Annotated in this window: 20 protein-coding genes; 8 read left to right on the forward strand and 12 right to left on the reverse strand. The window is 57.3% G+C overall.

All coding sequences use genetic code 11. The annotated features are described in order from the left end of the window. Both ACR3E0_RS00950 and ACR3E0_RS00955 read right to left on the reverse strand, forming a co-directional pair. Entirely contained in the window at window positions 1-504 is a 504-nt protein-coding gene (locus tag ACR3E0_RS00950; RefSeq protein ID WP_480475291.1) for a TRAP transporter small permease, read from the reverse strand. A gap of 67 nt (window positions 505-571) precedes the next feature. Beyond that, window positions 572-1,567 carry a TRAP transporter substrate-binding protein gene (locus ACR3E0_RS00955; protein WP_480475293.1) on the reverse strand — a complete coding sequence of 332 codons (996 nt, stop codon included), beginning with the start codon at window positions 1,565-1,567 and terminating at the stop codon, window positions 572-574. Between the two features lie 168 nt (window positions 1,568-1,735). On the opposite strand from ACR3E0_RS00955, the gene ACR3E0_RS00960 reads away from it, so the two are divergent. Continuing rightward, entirely contained in the window at window positions 1,736-2,773 is a 1,038-nt protein-coding gene (locus tag ACR3E0_RS00960; protein ID WP_480475295.1) for a LacI family DNA-binding transcriptional regulator, read from the forward strand. 3 nt (window positions 2,774-2,776) lie between these two features. Here ACR3E0_RS00960 and ACR3E0_RS00965 read toward each other — a convergent pair whose 3' ends face one another. Beyond that, window positions 2,777-3,793: a LacI family DNA-binding transcriptional regulator gene (locus tag ACR3E0_RS00965; RefSeq protein WP_480475297.1), complete on the reverse strand. Its 1,017-nt coding sequence runs from the start codon at window positions 3,791-3,793 to the stop codon at window positions 2,777-2,779. A gap of 138 nt (window positions 3,794-3,931) precedes the next feature. Here ACR3E0_RS00965 and ACR3E0_RS00970 point away from each other — a divergent pair, with 138 nt between their 5' ends. From ACR3E0_RS00970 to ACR3E0_RS01000, 7 genes are all read left to right on the forward strand, one after another. Then, a complete protein-coding gene (locus ACR3E0_RS00970) occupies window positions 3,932-5,017 on the forward strand; it encodes a fatty acid desaturase (protein ID WP_480475299.1) in 1,086 nt (361 codons plus the stop codon). A gap of 28 nt (window positions 5,018-5,045) precedes the next feature. Continuing rightward, window positions 5,046-5,360 (forward strand): MocE family 2Fe-2S type ferredoxin, encoded by a 315-nt coding sequence (locus ACR3E0_RS00975; RefSeq protein ID WP_480475301.1) that lies wholly within the window; start codon window positions 5,046-5,048, stop codon window positions 5,358-5,360. 388 nt (window positions 5,361-5,748) lie between these two features. Then, entirely contained in the window at window positions 5,749-6,618 is an 870-nt protein-coding gene (locus tag ACR3E0_RS00980) for a PhnD/SsuA/transferrin family substrate-binding protein (protein WP_480475303.1), read from the forward strand. Between the two features lie 133 nt (window positions 6,619-6,751). After that, window positions 6,752-7,426 carry a phosphonate ABC transporter ATP-binding protein gene (locus ACR3E0_RS00985; protein ID WP_480475305.1) on the forward strand — a complete coding sequence of 225 codons (675 nt, stop codon included), beginning with the start codon at window positions 6,752-6,754 and terminating at the stop codon, window positions 7,424-7,426. After that, entirely contained in the window at window positions 7,419-8,225 is an 807-nt protein-coding gene (phnE, locus tag ACR3E0_RS00990) for a phosphonate ABC transporter, permease protein PhnE (RefSeq protein WP_480475307.1), read from the forward strand. Before ACR3E0_RS00985 ends, phnE (ACR3E0_RS00990) begins: the two co-directional genes overlap by 8 nt. Next, window positions 8,222-8,875: a class I SAM-dependent methyltransferase gene (locus ACR3E0_RS00995; RefSeq protein WP_480475309.1), complete on the forward strand. Its 654-nt coding sequence runs from the start codon at window positions 8,222-8,224 to the stop codon at window positions 8,873-8,875. The genes phnE (ACR3E0_RS00990) and ACR3E0_RS00995 overlap by 4 nt, the downstream gene beginning before the upstream one ends. After that, the gene (locus ACR3E0_RS01000) at window positions 8,872-10,083 is read left to right on the forward strand and encodes an alpha-D-ribose 1-methylphosphonate 5-triphosphate diphosphatase (protein ID WP_480475311.1); all 1,212 of its coding nucleotides are present in this window, start codon (window positions 8,872-8,874) and stop codon (window positions 10,081-10,083) included. Before ACR3E0_RS00995 ends, ACR3E0_RS01000 begins: the two co-directional genes overlap by 4 nt. Window positions 10,084-10,256: 173 nt before the next feature. Here ACR3E0_RS01000 and ACR3E0_RS01005 read toward each other — a convergent pair whose 3' ends face one another. From ACR3E0_RS01005 to ACR3E0_RS01045, 9 genes are all read right to left on the reverse strand, one after another. Then, on the reverse strand, window positions 10,257-10,859 hold the full coding sequence (locus ACR3E0_RS01005; protein ID WP_480475313.1) for a DapH/DapD/GlmU-related protein: 603 nt from the start codon (window positions 10,857-10,859) through the stop codon (window positions 10,257-10,259). Window positions 10,860-10,905: 46 nt separating this feature from the next. Beyond that, window positions 10,906-11,763 (reverse strand): phosphonate ABC transporter, permease protein PhnE, encoded by an 858-nt coding sequence (gene phnE / locus ACR3E0_RS01010; RefSeq protein ID WP_480475315.1) that lies wholly within the window; start codon window positions 11,761-11,763, stop codon window positions 10,906-10,908. Then, window positions 11,760-12,692 carry a phosphonate ABC transporter, permease protein PhnE gene (gene phnE, locus ACR3E0_RS01015; RefSeq protein WP_480475317.1) on the reverse strand — a complete coding sequence of 311 codons (933 nt, stop codon included), beginning with the start codon at window positions 12,690-12,692 and terminating at the stop codon, window positions 11,760-11,762. The genes phnE (ACR3E0_RS01010) and phnE (ACR3E0_RS01015) overlap by 4 nt, the downstream gene beginning before the upstream one ends. A gap of 60 nt (window positions 12,693-12,752) precedes the next feature. Then, a complete protein-coding gene (phnD, locus tag ACR3E0_RS01020; RefSeq protein ID WP_480475319.1) occupies window positions 12,753-13,661 on the reverse strand; it encodes a phosphonate ABC transporter substrate-binding protein in 909 nt (302 codons plus the stop codon). A 67-nt stretch (window positions 13,662-13,728) separates the two neighbouring features. After that, window positions 13,729-14,529, reverse strand: coding sequence for a phosphonate ABC transporter ATP-binding protein (phnC, locus tag ACR3E0_RS01025; RefSeq protein ID WP_480475321.1), 801 nt, complete (start codon window positions 14,527-14,529; stop codon window positions 13,729-13,731). An 80-nt stretch (window positions 14,530-14,609) separates the two neighbouring features. After that, complete coding sequence (locus ACR3E0_RS01030) at window positions 14,610-15,776, reverse strand: alpha-D-ribose 1-methylphosphonate 5-triphosphate diphosphatase (RefSeq protein WP_480475323.1); 1,167 nt, start codon at window positions 15,774-15,776, stop codon at window positions 14,610-14,612. Beyond that, window positions 15,763-16,482 carry a phosphonate C-P lyase system protein PhnL gene (locus tag ACR3E0_RS01035; RefSeq protein WP_480475325.1) on the reverse strand — a complete coding sequence of 240 codons (720 nt, stop codon included), beginning with the start codon at window positions 16,480-16,482 and terminating at the stop codon, window positions 15,763-15,765. The genes ACR3E0_RS01030 and ACR3E0_RS01035 overlap by 14 nt, the downstream gene beginning before the upstream one ends. After that, window positions 16,479-17,270, reverse strand: coding sequence for an ATP-binding cassette domain-containing protein (locus ACR3E0_RS01040; RefSeq protein ID WP_480480908.1), 792 nt, complete (start codon window positions 17,268-17,270; stop codon window positions 16,479-16,481). Before ACR3E0_RS01040 ends, ACR3E0_RS01035 begins: the two co-directional genes overlap by 4 nt. Window positions 17,271-17,272: 2 nt before the next feature. Beyond that, window positions 17,273-18,151 (reverse strand): alpha-D-ribose 1-methylphosphonate 5-phosphate C-P-lyase PhnJ, encoded by an 879-nt coding sequence (locus ACR3E0_RS01045; protein ID WP_480475327.1) that lies wholly within the window; start codon window positions 18,149-18,151, stop codon window positions 17,273-17,275. Window positions 18,152-18,154 lie beyond the last annotated feature (3 nt).

Raw genomic sequence — 18,154 nt, forward strand, 5'->3', positions numbered from 1 at the left:
TCAGTCCTCCGGCATCCAGAGGACGTCAATGGAATCCCGACCGGTGATGGTCATGACGATCCGAACGAAGCAGTAGAAAACGGCAATCGCACATGAGATCGGCACAATGACAAACACATAGGCCTGCGGCATTCCAAAGGGTTGCCAGATGTTTTTCCCCGGACCCGCAATCCAGTCGACCGACAGCCAGACCAGTGCCGCGTTCATCACGCCGACCAGAACCAGCCCCATCAGATAGAGCGCCATTTTGATGTAATAGGGCATCAAATCGATGAAGTAGGTGATTGCAATGTGTTCGCGTTTGGTGATTGCCACCGCCCCGCCCAGTGCGGAGGTACAGAGAAACGCGATCTTGACCTGCTCGTCGACACCATAGATCGCCATGTCGAAGGGGCGCATCAGGACCTTGGTGACCACGATCACCAGAAACACTCCAAACAGCACGACCATCAGCCATTCAATTAGGCGCGTCAGCACGCGGTCGATTGCAGAGAGCGTATCCATAGTCTGATCCCAAAATGAAGAAATCCGGGCCCGGTGATCCACCGGTACCCGGAGATGTTACGTCAGATCAGCTACAGGATGCAGCAGCGGCTCGCGCGGCGTCCACATCGTCCATCGAGAAATGTCCGGCATCGATCATCTGCTGATACACAGGTCCAACAGCGTCCTGGAACCCGGCAAGGGCTTCGGGCGTGAGTTCGTTGATTTCCATGTGTTTGCCCAGTTCACCGATGATGTTTGTTTCCGCATCCCGGTACAGTTGATCCGACATGGCCATCGCCTCGACAGCGACTTCGTCGAATGTGGCCTGCAGATCGGCGGGCAGACCGTCATACCACGCTTTGTTGACAATCAGCGGATCGGGACCGGTCATGTGGTTCGACAGGGTCAGATAATCCTGAACTTCGTGGATGTTGAAGTCCCAGATATTCTGCGGCGGGTTGTGCTGCCCGTCGATCACGCCCTGCTTAAAGGCTTGATAAGCCTCGGAGAATGGCATGGCCACAGGAACTGAGCCGATGGCCGTACCGGTTGCGATCATCAGGTCCGACTGGGGTTCACGGATGCGCAGGCCCTGCAAGTCATCAACCGAGGTGATTGGCTTCACGTTATTGGTATAGGCGCGGAACCCCTGGCTGATGCCGGTGGCCGGAATATGGTAGCCGTTTGCCTCGGCACGGGCCTGAACGCCTTTGGTGAAGTCTGAGGCAACCAGACATTCCATCTCATCCCAGTTCGCGACAAGGAAGGGCAGCTGGTACAGGTTGAACGCACCGGACGCATCGGCAAAGAAACCGCCGCGCGTGCCCTGCAACAGGCCCGCCGTCACCTGGTCCATCATCTCGCGCTCGTTGCCCAATGCCGCGCCAAAGAAGTTCTCGACTTCGATGCGGCCGTCAGTGCGCTTTTCGAGTTCGGTCTTGAACCAGTCCATGGACTGCGACCGGATCGAGGTCTCGGGCTGCTCGTTTCCGTACTTAAACGTGAAGTCGGCGGCCAGTGCCGTGCCGGCGGTCATCATCAGGCCGGCCACTCCGGCCAGCAGTTTGGCTGTGTAGGTCATATCATCCTCCCTGAACGGGACTCGATCCCGCTGTATGCCGTTGAGATATGCTGCCGCTGCAATGGCTGGCAAGAGAAACAACATCAATTGACGGAATTGATGTTTTTTGATTTATCATGCGCTCATAATGAGGATGATTTTGATCTTAAATGATGGTACGTCACAGATATGAGCGACGATGCCCCCATCATAACGAAGAAAGCGCGCGTGGCCGAGATCGCCAAGCTGGCCGGCGTGGGAACCGCCACCGTTGACCGGGTGCTGAACAACAGATCCAATGTCAAAACCGAAACCCGTCAACGCGTATTGCAGGCCAAACACGCCATCGAATCCGGTGCGCAATTGGGCCGGCGGGTTCGTCCGTGGCGGCTCAAGATATTCCTGCCCGAAGAGGCCGGCCCGTCAACCGAATTTCTTGCCGATTGCTTTCAAAACGTTTTCACCAATGGCCGCGCCACGGTGGAGTGCGTGTTCTCAAAAAAGCTTGAGCCGTCCGTTCTGGCCCGCAAGCTGCGCGCCTGCGCCGGGCAAGGTGTCGACGCGGTGGGCTTTCAAGCCCTGGATGACCCGCGCGTGCGTGATGCGGTGGAAGAACTGCATGCGCTGAACATCCCTTGCGTGCCCGTGGTGTCTGATCTCATCAGCCCTGTGCTGGGACAGTTCGTAGGAACGGATAATATGGCCGCAGGGCGCACGGCCGCGTATCTGATGGGGCGCATGCTGCGTCAGGCCGGTCCGGTTGGCGTCATATCCGGCGAGCAGTTGTATCGCAATCATTCTGACCGCGAGATGGGGTTCCGATCTGCGCTGCGGAAGGATTTCAGCCATCTGAACGTCGTGGGCACCTATATCGGCCATGATGACGTGGAAGAAAACCGCGCTCTGGTCGGCCAACTGCTCGACGAGCATCCCGGTCTGCTTGGAATTTACAACGTCGGTGGCGGGAATGAGGGTATTGTCGCTGCTCTGAACGATCGCGGCGTGTCCGAAGAGATCATGCTGATCGGGCACAATCTGACCCCCAAGACGCGGAACTACCTGCTGGAAGGCTCGATGGATCTGATCATCCACCAGAACATGCGTCGCATCGCGGAACAGGCGGTTCAGACGCTGATCGCCAAACTGGAGAACCGCCCCTATCAGGCCGAGGTCGTGCCGGTTGAGGTCATTACCCGCGAAAACATCAACGGGGCTACATTCGGCTGACCCCTACAGGTTTTCCGGTGTGCAGATCTCGAACGACACCAGTCCATCCTGCGCCGCAAGCGATTGCCCGGTCAGGCATCGGGACATCATGCGTGTCACACGGTCGGCGACCTGATCCACAGGGTTGTTGATCACCAGATCGATGCTGCCGTCCACCAGCGCGGCCTCTGTCACCGGTGTGCGTTCATGGCAGATGTAAACTATGCCCTGAGCGCGCCCCGCTTCGCGCAACGCCCTCAAGGCTCCTGACACCCCGCCGCCGCAATGGTAGATGCCAGAAAGGTCCGGGCTGGCCCGCAGCAATTCCGCGGTGGCCTCATAGGCAACCGCTGCGTCATCCAGATAGACCACCGAGTCGCGGATCGCTGTTTGCGGCGCAAACTCGCGCATGGAGCTTCTGAACCCGCTCTCAAGGGCCTCATGCCCCAGATAGCGATGTGACCCGATCAGGATGCCAACCGGGCCATCGGATCGGTTCAACCGTGCCATGGCCCAGCCCGCCGTGCGCCCGGCCTTTCTGCCGTCGATCCCAACAAAGGCGGCGATATGCGGGGATGACAGCGGGGACAGCAACGCAAAGACCGGGGCATCTGCGGTCGCAATCGCCCGGTTGATGTCCGCATGATCAATGGCAACCAATCCGATGGCATCCGCACGGGCGCTCATCTCGCCAACCGCTGATGCAAGGTCTGACGGCGACAGGCTCTCGACAAAGCGGATGTCGACGGTGGCCCGAATGTTGCGCAGGTGTTCTGCCCGTCTTTGTAGTGCGGTTGCCAGTTCGCGATAGAACCATTTCCCTTCTTTCTGAAGGACGAAACCCAACCGTTTTGCCGGGGCCATCTCCTCGACTCTGCGGCGCAACAGTCCCGCCGAGCGATAGCCCAACGCATCAACTGCGGACAGAACCCGCGCAGACGTGGCCGCAGAAACAGGTGCCCGCGCGTTCAGAACCCGGTCAACGGTCGCGACGCCGACCCCGGCCTTTTCAGCCACGTCTTTGAGGGTGACACGCGCCACGATCACGCTCCATGATAGATTTTATCATCATATTTGCAGTGCATTGTGAAAGAAAAGATAAAAAATATCATACAGCATTTGACCTGCAGCTGATGCAAGGGCTTTGCTTTCCGTGGAAACGCAAAGAAGGATATTGATGTGTCTGCGGAAACCACACTGCTATGGCGGGACTACTCGCTGACAGGCCGGGACAGCGGACCGAGTTTCACGCCGCAACAGTGGTACGCCACGCCGGTTCCCCGCAAACGGATGAAAGAACTGATGACGCGTCGCGACGGGCCAGCGCTGATCGACTACGGCATCTGGCTGGGCATGGTTCTCTTGACAGGCGCTTTGGTTGCCGTGACATGGGGCACCTGGTGGGCCGTTCCATCCGTGATCCTGTACGGCGTGTTCTACGGGTCTTGCGCCGATAGCCGCTGGCACGAATGCTGTCATGGCACCGTGTTCAAGACACCGTGGTTGAATACGGCCGCCTATCAGCTGGCTTCGTTCATGTCTCTGAAGAACCCTTATCTCTGGCGGTGGAGCCATACACGGCACCACACGGATACCGTGGTTGTCGGCAAGGATCCCGAGATCGCCTTTCCGCGGCCTCCGCATCCGTTGAACATTCTCTGGAACATGCTGCATCTGCAATCGGGATGGGCAGAGCTGAAAAAGATGCTGCTGCTTTCAGCAGGCCTGTTGACCATGGATCAGAAGACATTCCTGATCGAAGCCGACCGCTCCAAGGCCTTTTGGGCCTCGCGCGTTCATCTTTCAATCCTATTGGCGACGATCACCGCATCGCTGACGCTTGGCTCGTGGTTGCCGATCATTCTGATCGGGGGGCCAACTTTCTATGGCTCGTGGCTGCATCATCTGTTGGCGTCGCTCCAACATGCCGGGCTGGCCGAAGACGTCCCGGACCACCGGCTAAATTCACGAACCGTCTACATGAACCGGTTCTTTCGCTTTGTGTATTCAAATATGAACTACCATGTCGAACACCACATGTATCCCATGGTGCCTTTCTACAACCTGCCTGCGTTACATGAGGAGATCAAAGGCGATTGCCCGCCCGCGTACGACGGAACGCTGGTCGCCTATCGCGAGATGCTGCCAGCCATCATGAAACAGCGGCGCGATCCGCTCTACTTCGTGGACCGGAAACCGCTGCTGCCGCAGGGCGCCCATCCAAGCCCCGACTATACGCGCCCCATGTCTATGGCGGCGGAATAAAGCAATCCCTTTCAAGGACAGCAAACAGATGACCCAGTGGATCCGCGCCTGCGCCTGTGACGATATTGAAACTGAGGATCTGATCCGCTTTGACCACGGGGACCGCACATTCGCGATCTATCGCAGCCCCGAAGACGAGTTCTATTGTACCGACGGCCTGTGCACTCATGAACAAGTGCATCTGGAAAACGGTCTGGTGATTGATCACCTGATTGAATGCCCAATGCATAACGGCCAATTCGACTATCGCACCGGCGAGGCAAAGCGCTCGCCGGTCTGTGTGAACCTGAAAACCTATCCGGTGAAGGTCGAAGGCGGTAACATCTTCATTGATATTGGATGAGACAATGGCGCGAATGTGCGACGGGGATGCAGGGTTCACGCTCGGACGTTTGACTGCATCAGACCGGCGCGGATTGAAGGTGGGACGGATCATTCGCCTTGGATCTTCGAAGGGACGCGCCGTCCGGCCATTGCTCGCTCAGAAAAGACCAGACGTATCAGCCCTCGTTTTCAAATTGGTGAATCGCGCATTCGCCCTCAAAATCAATGGGTCCTGAACCCGGGCGCTCCTGCCTGCCACGCGCATCGTAAACGCATCACACAATAAGGCTGAATTGCGCTGAGGCTGCGATTGAGCGGCAATGAAATGAGAACGTCACCTCGTTGTCATGAAGTCGTTTCACTCCGTCTGAATCATTCGGATGAATTTCATTCACGGGGGAATCACCATGAAACTTCGCTCTCTGTTTGCTGGCACTGCGCTGGCGATCACCTCTGCTTTTGCGGCGTATGCTGAAACATGGAAGCTCGCGGTCACTGATGTTGAAGGTATGGAGCGCCTTCAGCTTGAGTGGGGCCCATTCAAAGACGCGCTCGAAGCGGCAACCGGTGACAGCTTCGAGTTCTTTGCGGTGAACTCGCGTACAGCTGCGGCAGAAGCCTTGCGCGGCGAAACGGTCGATTTTGTCGTTTCGGGCCCGGCCGAGTATGTCGTGATCAACAAGTTGACCAACGCGACGCCGATTGTCGGCCTGGGTCGTCCGGACTACCACTGTGCGATTGTGGTGCGTGCCGACAGTGGCATCAACACCGTTGCAGATCTCAAAGGCAAGACGGTGGCTTTCGGTGACATCGGGTCCACGTCCAATATGCTGTGCCCGATGCAAGTCCTGGCAGATCACGGCCTTGATCCCGTAAATGATATTGAGAAAACCCACACCAGCCGCAACATTGCGCACGAAGCGCTAAAGGCCGGCGATGTGGATGCGCTCGGTTCGAACGCCGGGTCCTGGCTCAACGTGCGCAACAAAGAAACCGACGTGCCGTACGGCTTCTTCAAAATTCTGGCGCGCTCGGGTGATCTGCCGAACGATATGATCATGGTAGGCGCACATGTACCAACCGATGCCGTTGCGAGCGTGCGAAGTGCCATCATTGAGAACAAGGCCAGCATTATTGTGGGCATCACAGCCCATGAGGAAAACGACAAATATGTCGGCATGGACCTCGTCGAAATTGAGGACAGTGCTTATGACTACGTACGGTCCATGTATTCGAACGCAGGCTACCCTCAGTTCGATAGTTTCATCGGTGACTGAACTTACTACAACGGCGCCTGCGCCGGGCCCGAACCTCAGGATCGGAGCAGACGTCTCTGCTCCGATTCTTCCTGTCGATCTCCGCGTCACAGGACTTGCAAAGTGTTTTGCGGGTACACCGATATTCGAGGACGTGTCCTTCGGCCTCTCGCGCGGAGAAGCGGTCGCCATTGTCGGTGCCAATGGAACAGGAAAATCCACGCTTCTGCGTTGTCTTCTGGGCCTGATCCCTGCGGATCGCGGAAGTATAAGTGTTTTGGGAACCGATGTGGTCCGAGCAAAGATGGCCCATCTGCGTGCAATGAGGGCTCAGATGGGGCTCGTTTCTCAAAAACACAATCTGGTTCCGCGCCTTTCCGTTTTATCAAACGTGGTTCAGGGGCTTCTGGGCCAGCACCCAGGTTTGCGCCACTGGAATCAGGCGCTTGCACCGGCTGCATCTCGTCGGACGGCAATGGTTGCATTGGAAAAGGTTGGGCTGTCACATCTTGCGACGCGTCGCGCGGACCGGCTCTCGGGTGGCCAGTCTCAGCGCGTGGCGATTGCCCGGGCTCTGGTCGGACAACCCAAAATCCTGATCGCGGATGAACCCACTGCCTCGCTGGACCCGGCTGCGGGCGAGGATGTTATGGATCTGTTCTTTGCGCTCGCGCGGCAAGACGCCGTCACGGTGATTTTCATCTCGCACAATATCGAACACGCCCTGCGCTATGGCGACCGAATTCTTGGTCTGGCGGACGGACGCATGAAACTTGACGCGCGGGCGGCGGGTGTCAAGGCAGAAGACCTGAGAGGGCTTTATGACTGATATCGCACATCCCGTCCGATATGATCGTCCTTCGGCGCTGGCTTTCCTCGGCTATGCCGCGGCTGTGGCTGTGATCCTCTGGTCCTTTGCAGGGGCCGGTTTTTCCGTCGAAAAAGTGATCTCGTCCCCGCCGCGGTTCGCCGACTTTGTGGACCGCGCCTTTCCCCCGAATCTGGAGCCGGAGGTGCTGGTCCGGCTGGGCTGGAAGATGTTGGAGACCTTGCAGATCGCGCTGGCAGGGGCCGTGATCGGCGTCATCGTTTCGATCCCAGTCGCGCTGTTGGCCGCGCGTGATCTGATCGCGGGGCCATGGATCAATCAGGCGGTGCGCACGATGCTTGGATTCATCCGGGCTGTACCGGATATCGCCTGGGCGCTGGTTTTTGTCGTGGCCGTCGGGCTGGGTCCGTTCGCCGGGTTGTTGGCGATTGCCATCGATACGATTGGCTTTTGTGGCCGCTTCTTTGCCGACGACATGGAAGCCACCGACAAAGGGCCGGCGGAAAGCCTGTCGGCCACAGGTGCCCGCAAACTGGATGTCGTGGCCTGCGCCACCATCCCCGCAGCCATGCCCGCCTTTGTCTCGACATCGCTTTACGCGCTGGAAAAGGCGGTACGATCCTCGACCATTCTGGGCCTAGTCGGCGCAGGCGGCATCGGGATCGAGCTGAAAGTCGGCTTTGATCTTTTTGACTATCCCACGGCAATGACGGTGATCCTGATGATCGCCGTGGTTGTCATCTCAATCGAACAGCTTTCGGGCTGGGCCCGGACCAAGATTATCGGAGAGCAGCGTTGAAAACCGACACGGCAGACCAGCACTGGAGCAAAATCTGGACCGAAATTGAGGACGGCTCGAAATGGCTCACCGCGGAGCCGGATGTCAAACGATGGGCTCAAGCTCTGGATCAGGGGGCCACGATCCTTGATCTGGGCGCAGGCGTTGGCAGGCATGCGTTGTTTCTCCAGGCGGCCGGGTTCGCAGTGACGGCCCTGGACGCCGCCTCTGAGGGTCTGGCCGAGATCGAAAAGGCCGGCATTGGGGTGGTAACCAAATTGGGCCGAATGGATGATCTGCCGTTCGGGGATGCCAGTTTTGGCCATGTCCTCAGCTGGAACGTCATCTATCATGGGGATGAGACCGTGCTTTTGAACACGATCGGGGAAATCCGGCGTGTGCTGAAGCCCGGCGGCACCTTCATGCTGACCATGCTCTCAAAACGCCGGTTGTGGAGTGACCGTAAAAACCTGAAACACCCGCGCGAGATTTCGCGGAATACTTGGGTGTTTGACGAAGACAGCTCGGATAAACGCCATCCACACTACTATTGCGGGGCTGTCGAAATGCTGGCCCTGTTTCAGGGCTTTGAAGTCCTCTGGATGGAAGACCGTGAACACGAAAGACCGGGATCCTGGCACTGGCACCTTGTTCTGGAGCGCCAGGCATGATCCAGACCTTTGTCGGGGCACAGGTTTATCTGCCCGGTGAGATTGCCGAGACCAACGTCACCATTGACGGGGATGCAATTGTAAGTATCGGCGGGCCGGTTCAGGGTAAAGAAATCGATGCACGGGGCAAGGTATTGGCACCTGCGCTTATTGATGTGCATGGTGACGCATTCGAACGTCAGGTCATGCCACGGCCCGGGGTCTTCTTTCCGATAGAGACGGCGGTATTGGAAACAGACCGTCAGTTGGCAGCCAACGGGATTGCGACCACGTTTCACTCGATCACGCTCAGTTACGAGCCCGGTCTGCGCAGCGTCCAGCGCGCGCGCGCGATGATACAGGCGATCCACGACCTGGCCCCACGCCTGACGGTCGAGAACCGAATTCAACTTCGCTGGGAGACCTTCGCCTTTGAGGCGCTGGAAACGCTGGATTGGGCGATGGGCGCAGACCTGAAACCGTCACTGGCCTTCAACGACCATCTTTCGATGGCGATGCGCAGCAAAGGGACCGGGATTCAGGACCGGCTTTTTGAGCACAATCCGGATTTCGAAGTGATGGACCTGAGCGATGCCGCGCTTTTCGAGATGCGACACCGCAAACACACCGAACGCTCGGGGCTCGATTACAGCGACCACAAGAAACTGGTGCACAAGGTTTGGGATCGACGCGCTGACGTTGTGAAGACCATGGAGACTATAGCGGGCAAAGCGCGGGCAAAGGGGATCCCCATGCTGAGTCACGATGATACGCAGGCCGAGACCCGCAGGTTCTACAACGGTCTTGGCGCGACTTCGTCAGAGTTTCCCATGTCCATGGGTCCGGTTCATGCGGCCCGGGCCAACGGTGATATGATCGTCTTCGGCTCACCCAATGCCGTGCGCGGCGGCAGCCATATTGGCTCGTTGGGCGCGGCCGAAATGGTGGAGTCCGGGCTGTGCGATATACTTGCCTCGGACTACTACTATCCCGCCATGTTAGCCGCCATCGATCGTCTGGACCGCGAAAGGCGTGCAGACCGTCTTGCGCTTTGGTCTCTCGTCTCATCTGGGCCTGCCCGGGCCATGGGTCTTAAAGATCGCGGTGAGATTTCCACCGGTAAACGGGCTGATCTGGTGCTCGTGGACTGGCCAGCGGGGCAAGCACCCGCCGTGCAGGGAACATGGGTTGCGGGGCGCTGCGCCTATAGTGCGTGTCCACGCGGATAATCCGGCGCAATCGCTGGTCCGCGATCAGGCTTAGGGTCTTGCGGATTATGGGCCACGGCACATCCTATTAGGCATATGCGATCTTGCCATCGACGATGGCGCGCATTGGTTTCAACGCTTTTAGGCACATTGCCGGATCGCGCTGGTGAATGTCTGCAACGCCAGGAGCCTTTTCAAACCAGGTACTTTCGAATGAACGCATCAATTTCGAGCTTTCGAACGTCTGGCAGGGCCGCTTTGTAGACCTCTCGCGGCCAGTCCCAGACAGCGATCTCCTGCAGGGCCTTGGCCTGAGCTTTGGTGAAGCGCCGTTTTATGAACCGTGCTGGCACTCCACCCACGACGGTGTAGGGATCGACATCGCGTGTGACCACAGCTCCGGCTCCGATCACGGCACCTGTCCCAATGGTTGCGCCGGCGGTAACGGTGGCACCATGACCGATCCAGACGTCATGTCCGATCGTTACCCGATTGTCCCTGCGCCAATCAAAGAAGTCATGATCGTCCTCTCCCAACCCATAAGCTTGAGCGCGATAGACAGAGTGATGCTGGACTGCACGCCATGTCGGATGATTGCCGGGATTGATGCGTGTGGAATTGGCGATGGAGCAAAACTTACCGATGGTCGTCCAGATCACATGGCAATTCTGTGTGATGTAAGAGTAATCACCCAGTGTGGATGATTTCATAACGGTGTTCTTTCCGACCTCGGTCCAGACACCCAGTTCACAATCCTCAACAATTGCACTGTCATGAATCGTGGGCGCCTCGCTCAATAGGTTTTTTGTTCCAGCTCCAGCCATGACGTGACCTCGGTTTAGATTAGTGTATGCCTTCCCATTTCCCGATCACGTTGGTGCGGATCAGACCGGACAGGTAGTCGATCAGATACACCATGCCGATTATCAAGAAGATCATGGTCCAGGCCTGGTCCCAGAAATACCCGCTGATGCGGTCGCTCAACATGAAACCGATGCCGCCGGCACCGACGATCCCCAAAATGGTGCTGGAGCGCACATTGGATTCGAAATTGTAGAGCAAGATCGAAAGATGCACCGGCAAGACCTGCGGCATGATCGCGTAACGGATCGATTGCAGGCGGGACCCGCCAGAGGCGATAACGCCCTCAACCGGGCGGCGGGATGTGTTTTCCAACGCTTCAGAAAACAGTTTGGAAAATGTCCCGATCTCAGACACCGCGATGGCGAGAATGCCAGCAAGCGGTCCCAGCCCGAAAGCCCGGATGAAAATGAGCGCCAGGATCAGCGTCTCAAAGGCGCGGATCACGTCATAGAAACGGCGTGAGCCTTGGCGCAGCCAGAATATCCGGTTTATGTTCTTGGCACCCAGAAACGACAGCGGAAAGGCCACAATAGCCCCAAGAAGTGTCCCCATGAACGCCATGGCAATGGTCTCACCCAAAGCGGTGAACACTTCGAGCCATTCTCCCCACGTATCCCAGAGGTGGGGTGGGAACATGAAGGATATCACACGCCCCAAACGTTGCAGTCCGACCCAAATACGTTCGGGTGAGAAATCAAATTCATAGATACACCAGCCAAACAGACCGAAGAACCCTACCCAAAGTGCGATCTTACGGAAGCGCACGGCCGCGGTGTCGCGGAATGCGCGCGGGTGTTCTTTCATTGCCTGTCGAACCTGCGCCTGCGTGGGGATCATGTCGCAGGTCCTTTCTCAAGGCCGATGATGCGGTGACGGATTTTTTCCGACCCATAATCGATGACCATAACCGTCGTGAAAATGACGAGAAAAAGCGCGGATAGATCGGTGTATTCCTGCAAGGACAAGGCTTCGCGGAATTCCTGACCCAGCCCTCCGGCACCCACATAGCCGATGATCGACGATGCACGAACATTAATTTCGAACCGCAGCAGCGTGTAGCTGATGATGTTCGGAAGCACCTGTGGAACCGCGCCGTATCGGATCTGGTCGAACCATGTTCCACCTGCGGCTTTCACGCCCTCAAGCGGCCGCATATCTATGTTCTCGTTTACTTCTGAATAGAGTTTCCCCAAGGCGCCCGTGGCGTGCAGACCGATGGCAAGCACTCCTGCCAATGGGCCGACCGAAAAGCAAAAGACAAAAATCAGAGCCCAAACCAGATCGGGCACGGTTCGCGCGATTTCAAGGTAGCGACGGCAAATCCATAGAACCCATTTGTTTGGTGCAAGGTTGCGCGAGGCAGGGAAAGACAAAAGAAATCCGCCGATTACGCCGAGCGTTGTGGCCATAAAAGCGATGAGTATCGTTTCGATAAGAAGGTTCAGCCAGACCTTCCAACGCCAAAACCAGTTTGCGAAGTCCGCACCGAGGCTGTCCCAATGCAAAACCGGAAAGGTCTTCTCGATAAATTCCCCAAGCCGGGGAATGCCAGCCGGTATGATCCAGCGCCACTCGCGCGAGCCATCTTGAAGAGTCACTTGGGTGACTTTAAAAAAGTCGCCCAGCCACGCGGAAAAGGTGAAGAAGGCAAGAAAGATGACACTGGCGATCAGCCAGGTCAGCTTTTTCCTCTGTCGCAGAGCCGCATAGTCCAATTCGAATTGGGCGATAGGATGCAAAGGCGTCGCAGCCGCAACAGCGATCATGACTCAGACCCCCAAAAATGGAGACCCTCGCCGCACGAGCGAGGGTCAAAATCGCGTACTCTACGAACGGCGTTGTTGCTTCAGCCAATCGCGCATATCAACGATCCACTGATAGCGATCATGGTCTACCTCGATCCAACCGGTCTGCGGGTTCGGCGTATCTTCAACTTCGCCGATCATCGCCTTGAAAGCTTCGGGGTCCTTCTCGGGGATTGTCATGACAAGTTTTTTCATCGCATCCTTCAGCTGTTGCGGAATATTCTTGCGTGCCGTGAAGGGCCCGGATGTGATTTCAGGGCTTTCCCAGATCGGACAGATCTCGCCTTCGGCAATCATGCCTTTCTCGATCATGCGTTGCCAGCGACCGTCGACCGCGTTGTTCTGCCACGTGGCGGCAGCGTCAAAGGTACCTTGAGAAACGCCGGCGACCCCGGCCTCATGCGAACCCGAAAAGGGAATCGCCGAGAAGAAAGTTTTAGGATCCACTTCCTTTGCGATGTTGAAATATGGAACGGCATAACCGGAGGTGCTGTCTGGATCTGCAAAGGCAAGGACTTTTCCTTCGAGGTCCCCGATGCTTTCGTAGCCGTCCTCGCAGCGGGTCACTACAACCGAATAGTAACCCGTCGAGCCATCTTTGCGGATTCGCGAAACAAGCGGTTCGACCTTGCCTTCGGTTCCCGTATAGGCTGCGGCGTAAGATGACGACCCAAAGAAGGCGAATTCGATCTGGTCGGCTGCGATCGCCTGGATCACACCATCATACGAACCAGCGGTGAATATCTCGACTTCGACGTCCAGTTCTCTTTCCAGATACTCCTCGAACGGCGTGTAGCGTGCAATCCGGTCCTTTTCGTTTTCGCCCGACAGGATGCCGAACTTGATCACCTGGTAGTCATCTTTCCAGTCTTCCGCGACGGCCGATGTGGCCATCAGTGCGGCAAGAGCGGTTGTTGCAAGGTATTTCATTGTCAGGTCCCCCTGGTTTGGTTTGATGACTTAAGACTGGGTCAGGCTGGCAACACGACGGCAGGGATCATGCATTCAAGGCGATCCTTTGCGTCGACGTCACGGCCTCATTGAATTCCCTCAGACCTTCCAGACCGTAGATGTCACGCACGACGTCGTCGGTGAGTTGCAATGCTGTTCCATCAAAAAAAATGCGCCCATGACGCATCGCGATGATCCGGTCGCAGTAGGCACGCGCGGTATCAAGCGTATGCAGGTTGACGAGAACAGTCAGACCATCTTCCCGGTTGATCTGACGCAGGCCATCCATGACCAGCGTTGCGTTTGCGGGATCAAGGGAAGCAATCGGTTCATCGGCCAGCATGATCTTGGGGTTTTGAACCAATGCCTTGGCGATTGCGACGCGCTGTTGCTGGCCGCCGGAAAGCGTGCCGGCGCGCTGCAGCGCTTGTGGGACCAGATCGAGTCTGTCTAACGCCTGAAGCGCCATGGTGCGTTCCAGGTCTGTGAACCGCATGGCCATGGAACTGAAAAAGCCATGTTCCGCCAGACGCCCGATGAGTACATTACTCAATACGTCAAGCCGTTCGACAAGGTTAAACTGCTGAAAGATCATCGCACAATCACGCCGCCAAGTACGCAGCGCCTTGCCGCGCAGGTTGGTAACCTCACTGCCTCCAAACGAAATCGACCCCAGCGTGGGGTCGATCAGACGGTTGATAAGGCGGAGCATTGTGGACTTTCCGGCACCTGAGCGGCCAATGACACCAACGAATTCTCCAGGCTGGATTTCGAGTGTTACATTGTCGACAGCGCGGGTTTCAGCAAACAGTTTCGAAACACCGGTTAGGGTCAAGGCAGCAGACATGGGCGATTCATCCGAATGAATTTCGTGTTCACCATGACCCGAGTCTGTGACGCCAAGGAGTCTGATTTGTAAAAACTTGGTTAAGCCACGGCGGCAACCTGTGACGTTCCCAAAGCCAGACTTACCGAACCGTTCGAAAAGATCGTCTCTCCGGCGCTCAGGGTGTACACAATACGATCAGACGAATCGAAGATTGCCAGATCCGCCCGCTTGCCCAGAGCAATCTCTCCGCGGTCGACCAATCCAAGTGCCCGCGCCGGGTTCACCGACGCCAAACGGACCGCCCCAGCTAATCCGTCCGGGTCCACAGGCGCAAGAGCGCGGATTGCAGGCAGAATTGCCGCCGGGTGGTAGTCGGCCGCCAAGATGTGCAAAAGTCCTGCGGCATGGGCATCACGTGCGGACAGGTTGCCGGAATAGCTTTGCCCGCGCATCGCATTGGGCGCACCCATTGCAACCATCAGCCCACGGCAAGCGGCCGTTTCGGCGGCCTCCATGGTCACGGGAAACTCACTGATCACCGCGCCCATTTCAGCCATAAGGTTCGCCTTGGCGACGGTGTCATCGTCATGGCTGGCCAAGGCCACGCCATAGTGCCTGCACAGGCGGGACACTTCCTGCAGATTTTCATAGATCTGCTCGGCAGGCGTAGCCGCCGCGATACGGGCCTCTATATCCGCCCACGCTTCTTCCTCTGACGCACCCGTATTGTGCCTTCGATAAGCGACGAGTTTTTCAAGGTCGCGATACTGGCCCTGACCGGGTGTATGATCCATAACAGAAACAAGATCGATTGCGCCAACGTCCAGCAGACCGTCAAGAGCAGCGACCGCATCCGAATAGGTCATGTCGAACCGCGCATGAATTCTGTGATCCACGCGAAGCCCCTGAATACTCTCCTTGAGAGCGCGGATGATGGCGCTTGTGTGCTCAAACGACCTACGCTCGCCATCCTTGGCATTGCGCGAGAATGAAACGCCTGCATAGGCGGTCGTGACACCCGACGCCGCAAGCCGTGCATCCAGATGACCAACGGCAACCTCCGTGGGAAAGTCGACCTTGGGCCGTGGTTCAAGCTCCAACTCGATCATATCGCCGTGCATGTCGATGAAACCGGGGAAAACGGTGAGACCGGAAGGCACACCGGTACTTTCCACAATCTCCGCAATAACACCGCGTTCCAACCGCAAACTGCCATTCTCGATCACCCGGTCGGCAAGGATGAGTTTCACATCAGAGATCCACATCGGCACACTCCTCTTTCATCATTGAGTCCGGGGTCAAATCAACGACCCTGTCAATCAGGTGCATCACGTCGTCCGGGTGGTGAAAAACGCCAATCATTGCTGTGCCTTTTTCCTTGAATTCCTGCAACCGAGCGACCAAGGCAGCCCGCGCCTTGACATCAAGCGACGCGGTTGGCTCATCAAGCATAAGCAGTTTCTGGGGCAAGATCAGCGCACGGGCCAAATTGACCTTTTGTTGCTCACCGCCGGAGAACGTCGTTGGATAGGCGGCCCAAAGGTCCGGTTTGACCCCAAAAGTCTGAAGCGCCGCACGTGCCGCCTCGATCGCTTTTGCCGGCTCCCATCCCGCAAGCCGCAAGGGTTCGGCGACAATCGTCTCGGCACTGACCCGCGGTCGCGCCGTCAAGAACTGCGTGACAAACCCGATTTCTGTTCGACGGAGAAGCGCGATATCCACATCAGCGGCGCGCGCAAGATCGATCAATCCAAAACTGGAGTGAAACCTGACCTCTCCGGCCAGCGGCAGATATGATCGATAAAGTGTACGCAGAAGGGTGGATTTACCAGCACCATTGGCACCTTTAAGCAGCACAAACTTACCAGATTCAACATTGAACGAAACGTCCTGGAAGGCGCCGATCTCTTTATTGAGGTGATGTAGTGAAAAGCCCTTCGTAAGCCCCCGAATTTCCAGTACTTGTGTCATAGTTTTGCGTGCACCAACTGCTGTGTGTAAGGATGTTGGGGATCCTGAAAAATCTGGTCGGCCAGACCGGTTTCAACCACGTCACCCCGTCGCATAACCATGACCCGGTCGGCTAACGTTCGTATGACACCCAGGTCATGACTGACGATGACCATCGTGATCTGACGGTCCTGTTGCAGGCGTTTAAGCGTATCAAGAACGAGAGCCTGAACGCTCACGTCAAGGCCCGTCGTCGGCTCGTCAAGCAACAGCAGCGCCGGTTCCAACGCGATGGCTTTGGCCAACTGCACCCGCTGCTGCATGCCGCCCGAGAGCTCGATCGGTGGCGCGTCCAAACGGTCCAGCGGGAACTCGGAGGCATCGAGCGCCGCGGTCGCCGCGGCGCGTAGCGCAGCAAAGCGGCGCTCTCCCGCGACCAACAACCGCTCGGCCACATTCCCCGATGAGGAATGCTTCATCAGTAACCCCAGATGTGGGTTCTGATAGACGATGCCGATCTTTGTGGCGCACAGCTTCCGCCGTGCGAAACGGTCAAGATCAAAGAGGTTCCCAGCCACGTCTGGCAAGTCCAGCGTATAGCTGCCGGAATCCGGAGCTTCCTCCAGGTTCATCATTCGCAACAGCGTCGATTTCCCTGATCCGCTCTCTCCCACAATGCCAAGAACTTCTGCGGGATAGACATGGGCCGAAACATTCCTGAGGGCGTGCACTTCACCGTAGGACTTGCTGACGTTTCGCAAATCCAGCAAAGGACGTGTTTCGACTAGGCGGGGGACATCAAGTACCATTGTCACTGCGGAAGCTCCCCGTCCTTGTACCAAGTATCGCCCCGTGTCTCGCCTTCACCCGCTCTGGCGCGAATGGTCTTTGCACCCCACTCGCTGTCGGAGACCTCAGAGGCAGAGCTGCCATCATCTTGCGGGATCTCGTTCATAAAAAAGCCACGTGCACCTGAACGCGCACAGGTGAGGTGTCCGTGATCCTCAACACGGTATGGGACATCCGAGAACACAAGTGGCTCGACGCGGGTGAAAGGTGGAACGGCAAAGATGCGTTTTTCGCGGCCAGCCGACAGGATTGTCAGGTGCTTGGCCATGTTCAGCTTGGGCACGTCCCAGCGCGGAATCGGAGAGGGTGTCATCACATGCCGCCCATTCACCAGGCTGGGGTAGGACGCGCCCTGCATAACCCGGCCCGAGCGCACAAGCTGTTCATAGAGTTGAAGCCATATGCGGCCGTAATCCGCATCGGCATGCATTTGACGCGCGATCGACATATTGGGCTGCACAGGACGCAACGGTTCGGGATTGGGCACTTGCAATACAAGAACCTGGTCCTCGCGCAGGATTTCCTCGGGGATGCGGTGGCGCGATTGTATCAGATCCGCCTCAAGAGCATCCATTGTCACGGGCGTGCCTGCGACACGCGCGATAAACCGGCGAATTGAGGCGGCGTTCACGCTGTCATCCGCACCCTGGTCGATCACTTTCACACGGGTTTGCGGGTTCACCAGAGTAAGCGATACCTGCAGGCCGCCCGTTCCCCATCCCCGCGCCATTGGCACCTCGCGGCTGGCATAGGGCATCTGGCATCCGGGCACGGCAACGGATTTAAGCATCTTGCGCCGGAGTTCGCGCTTGGCTGAGGCGTCCAGAAAGCCATAGCTCATCGC

It is taken from the genome of Ruegeria sp. AJ12 (assembly GCF_056536245.1).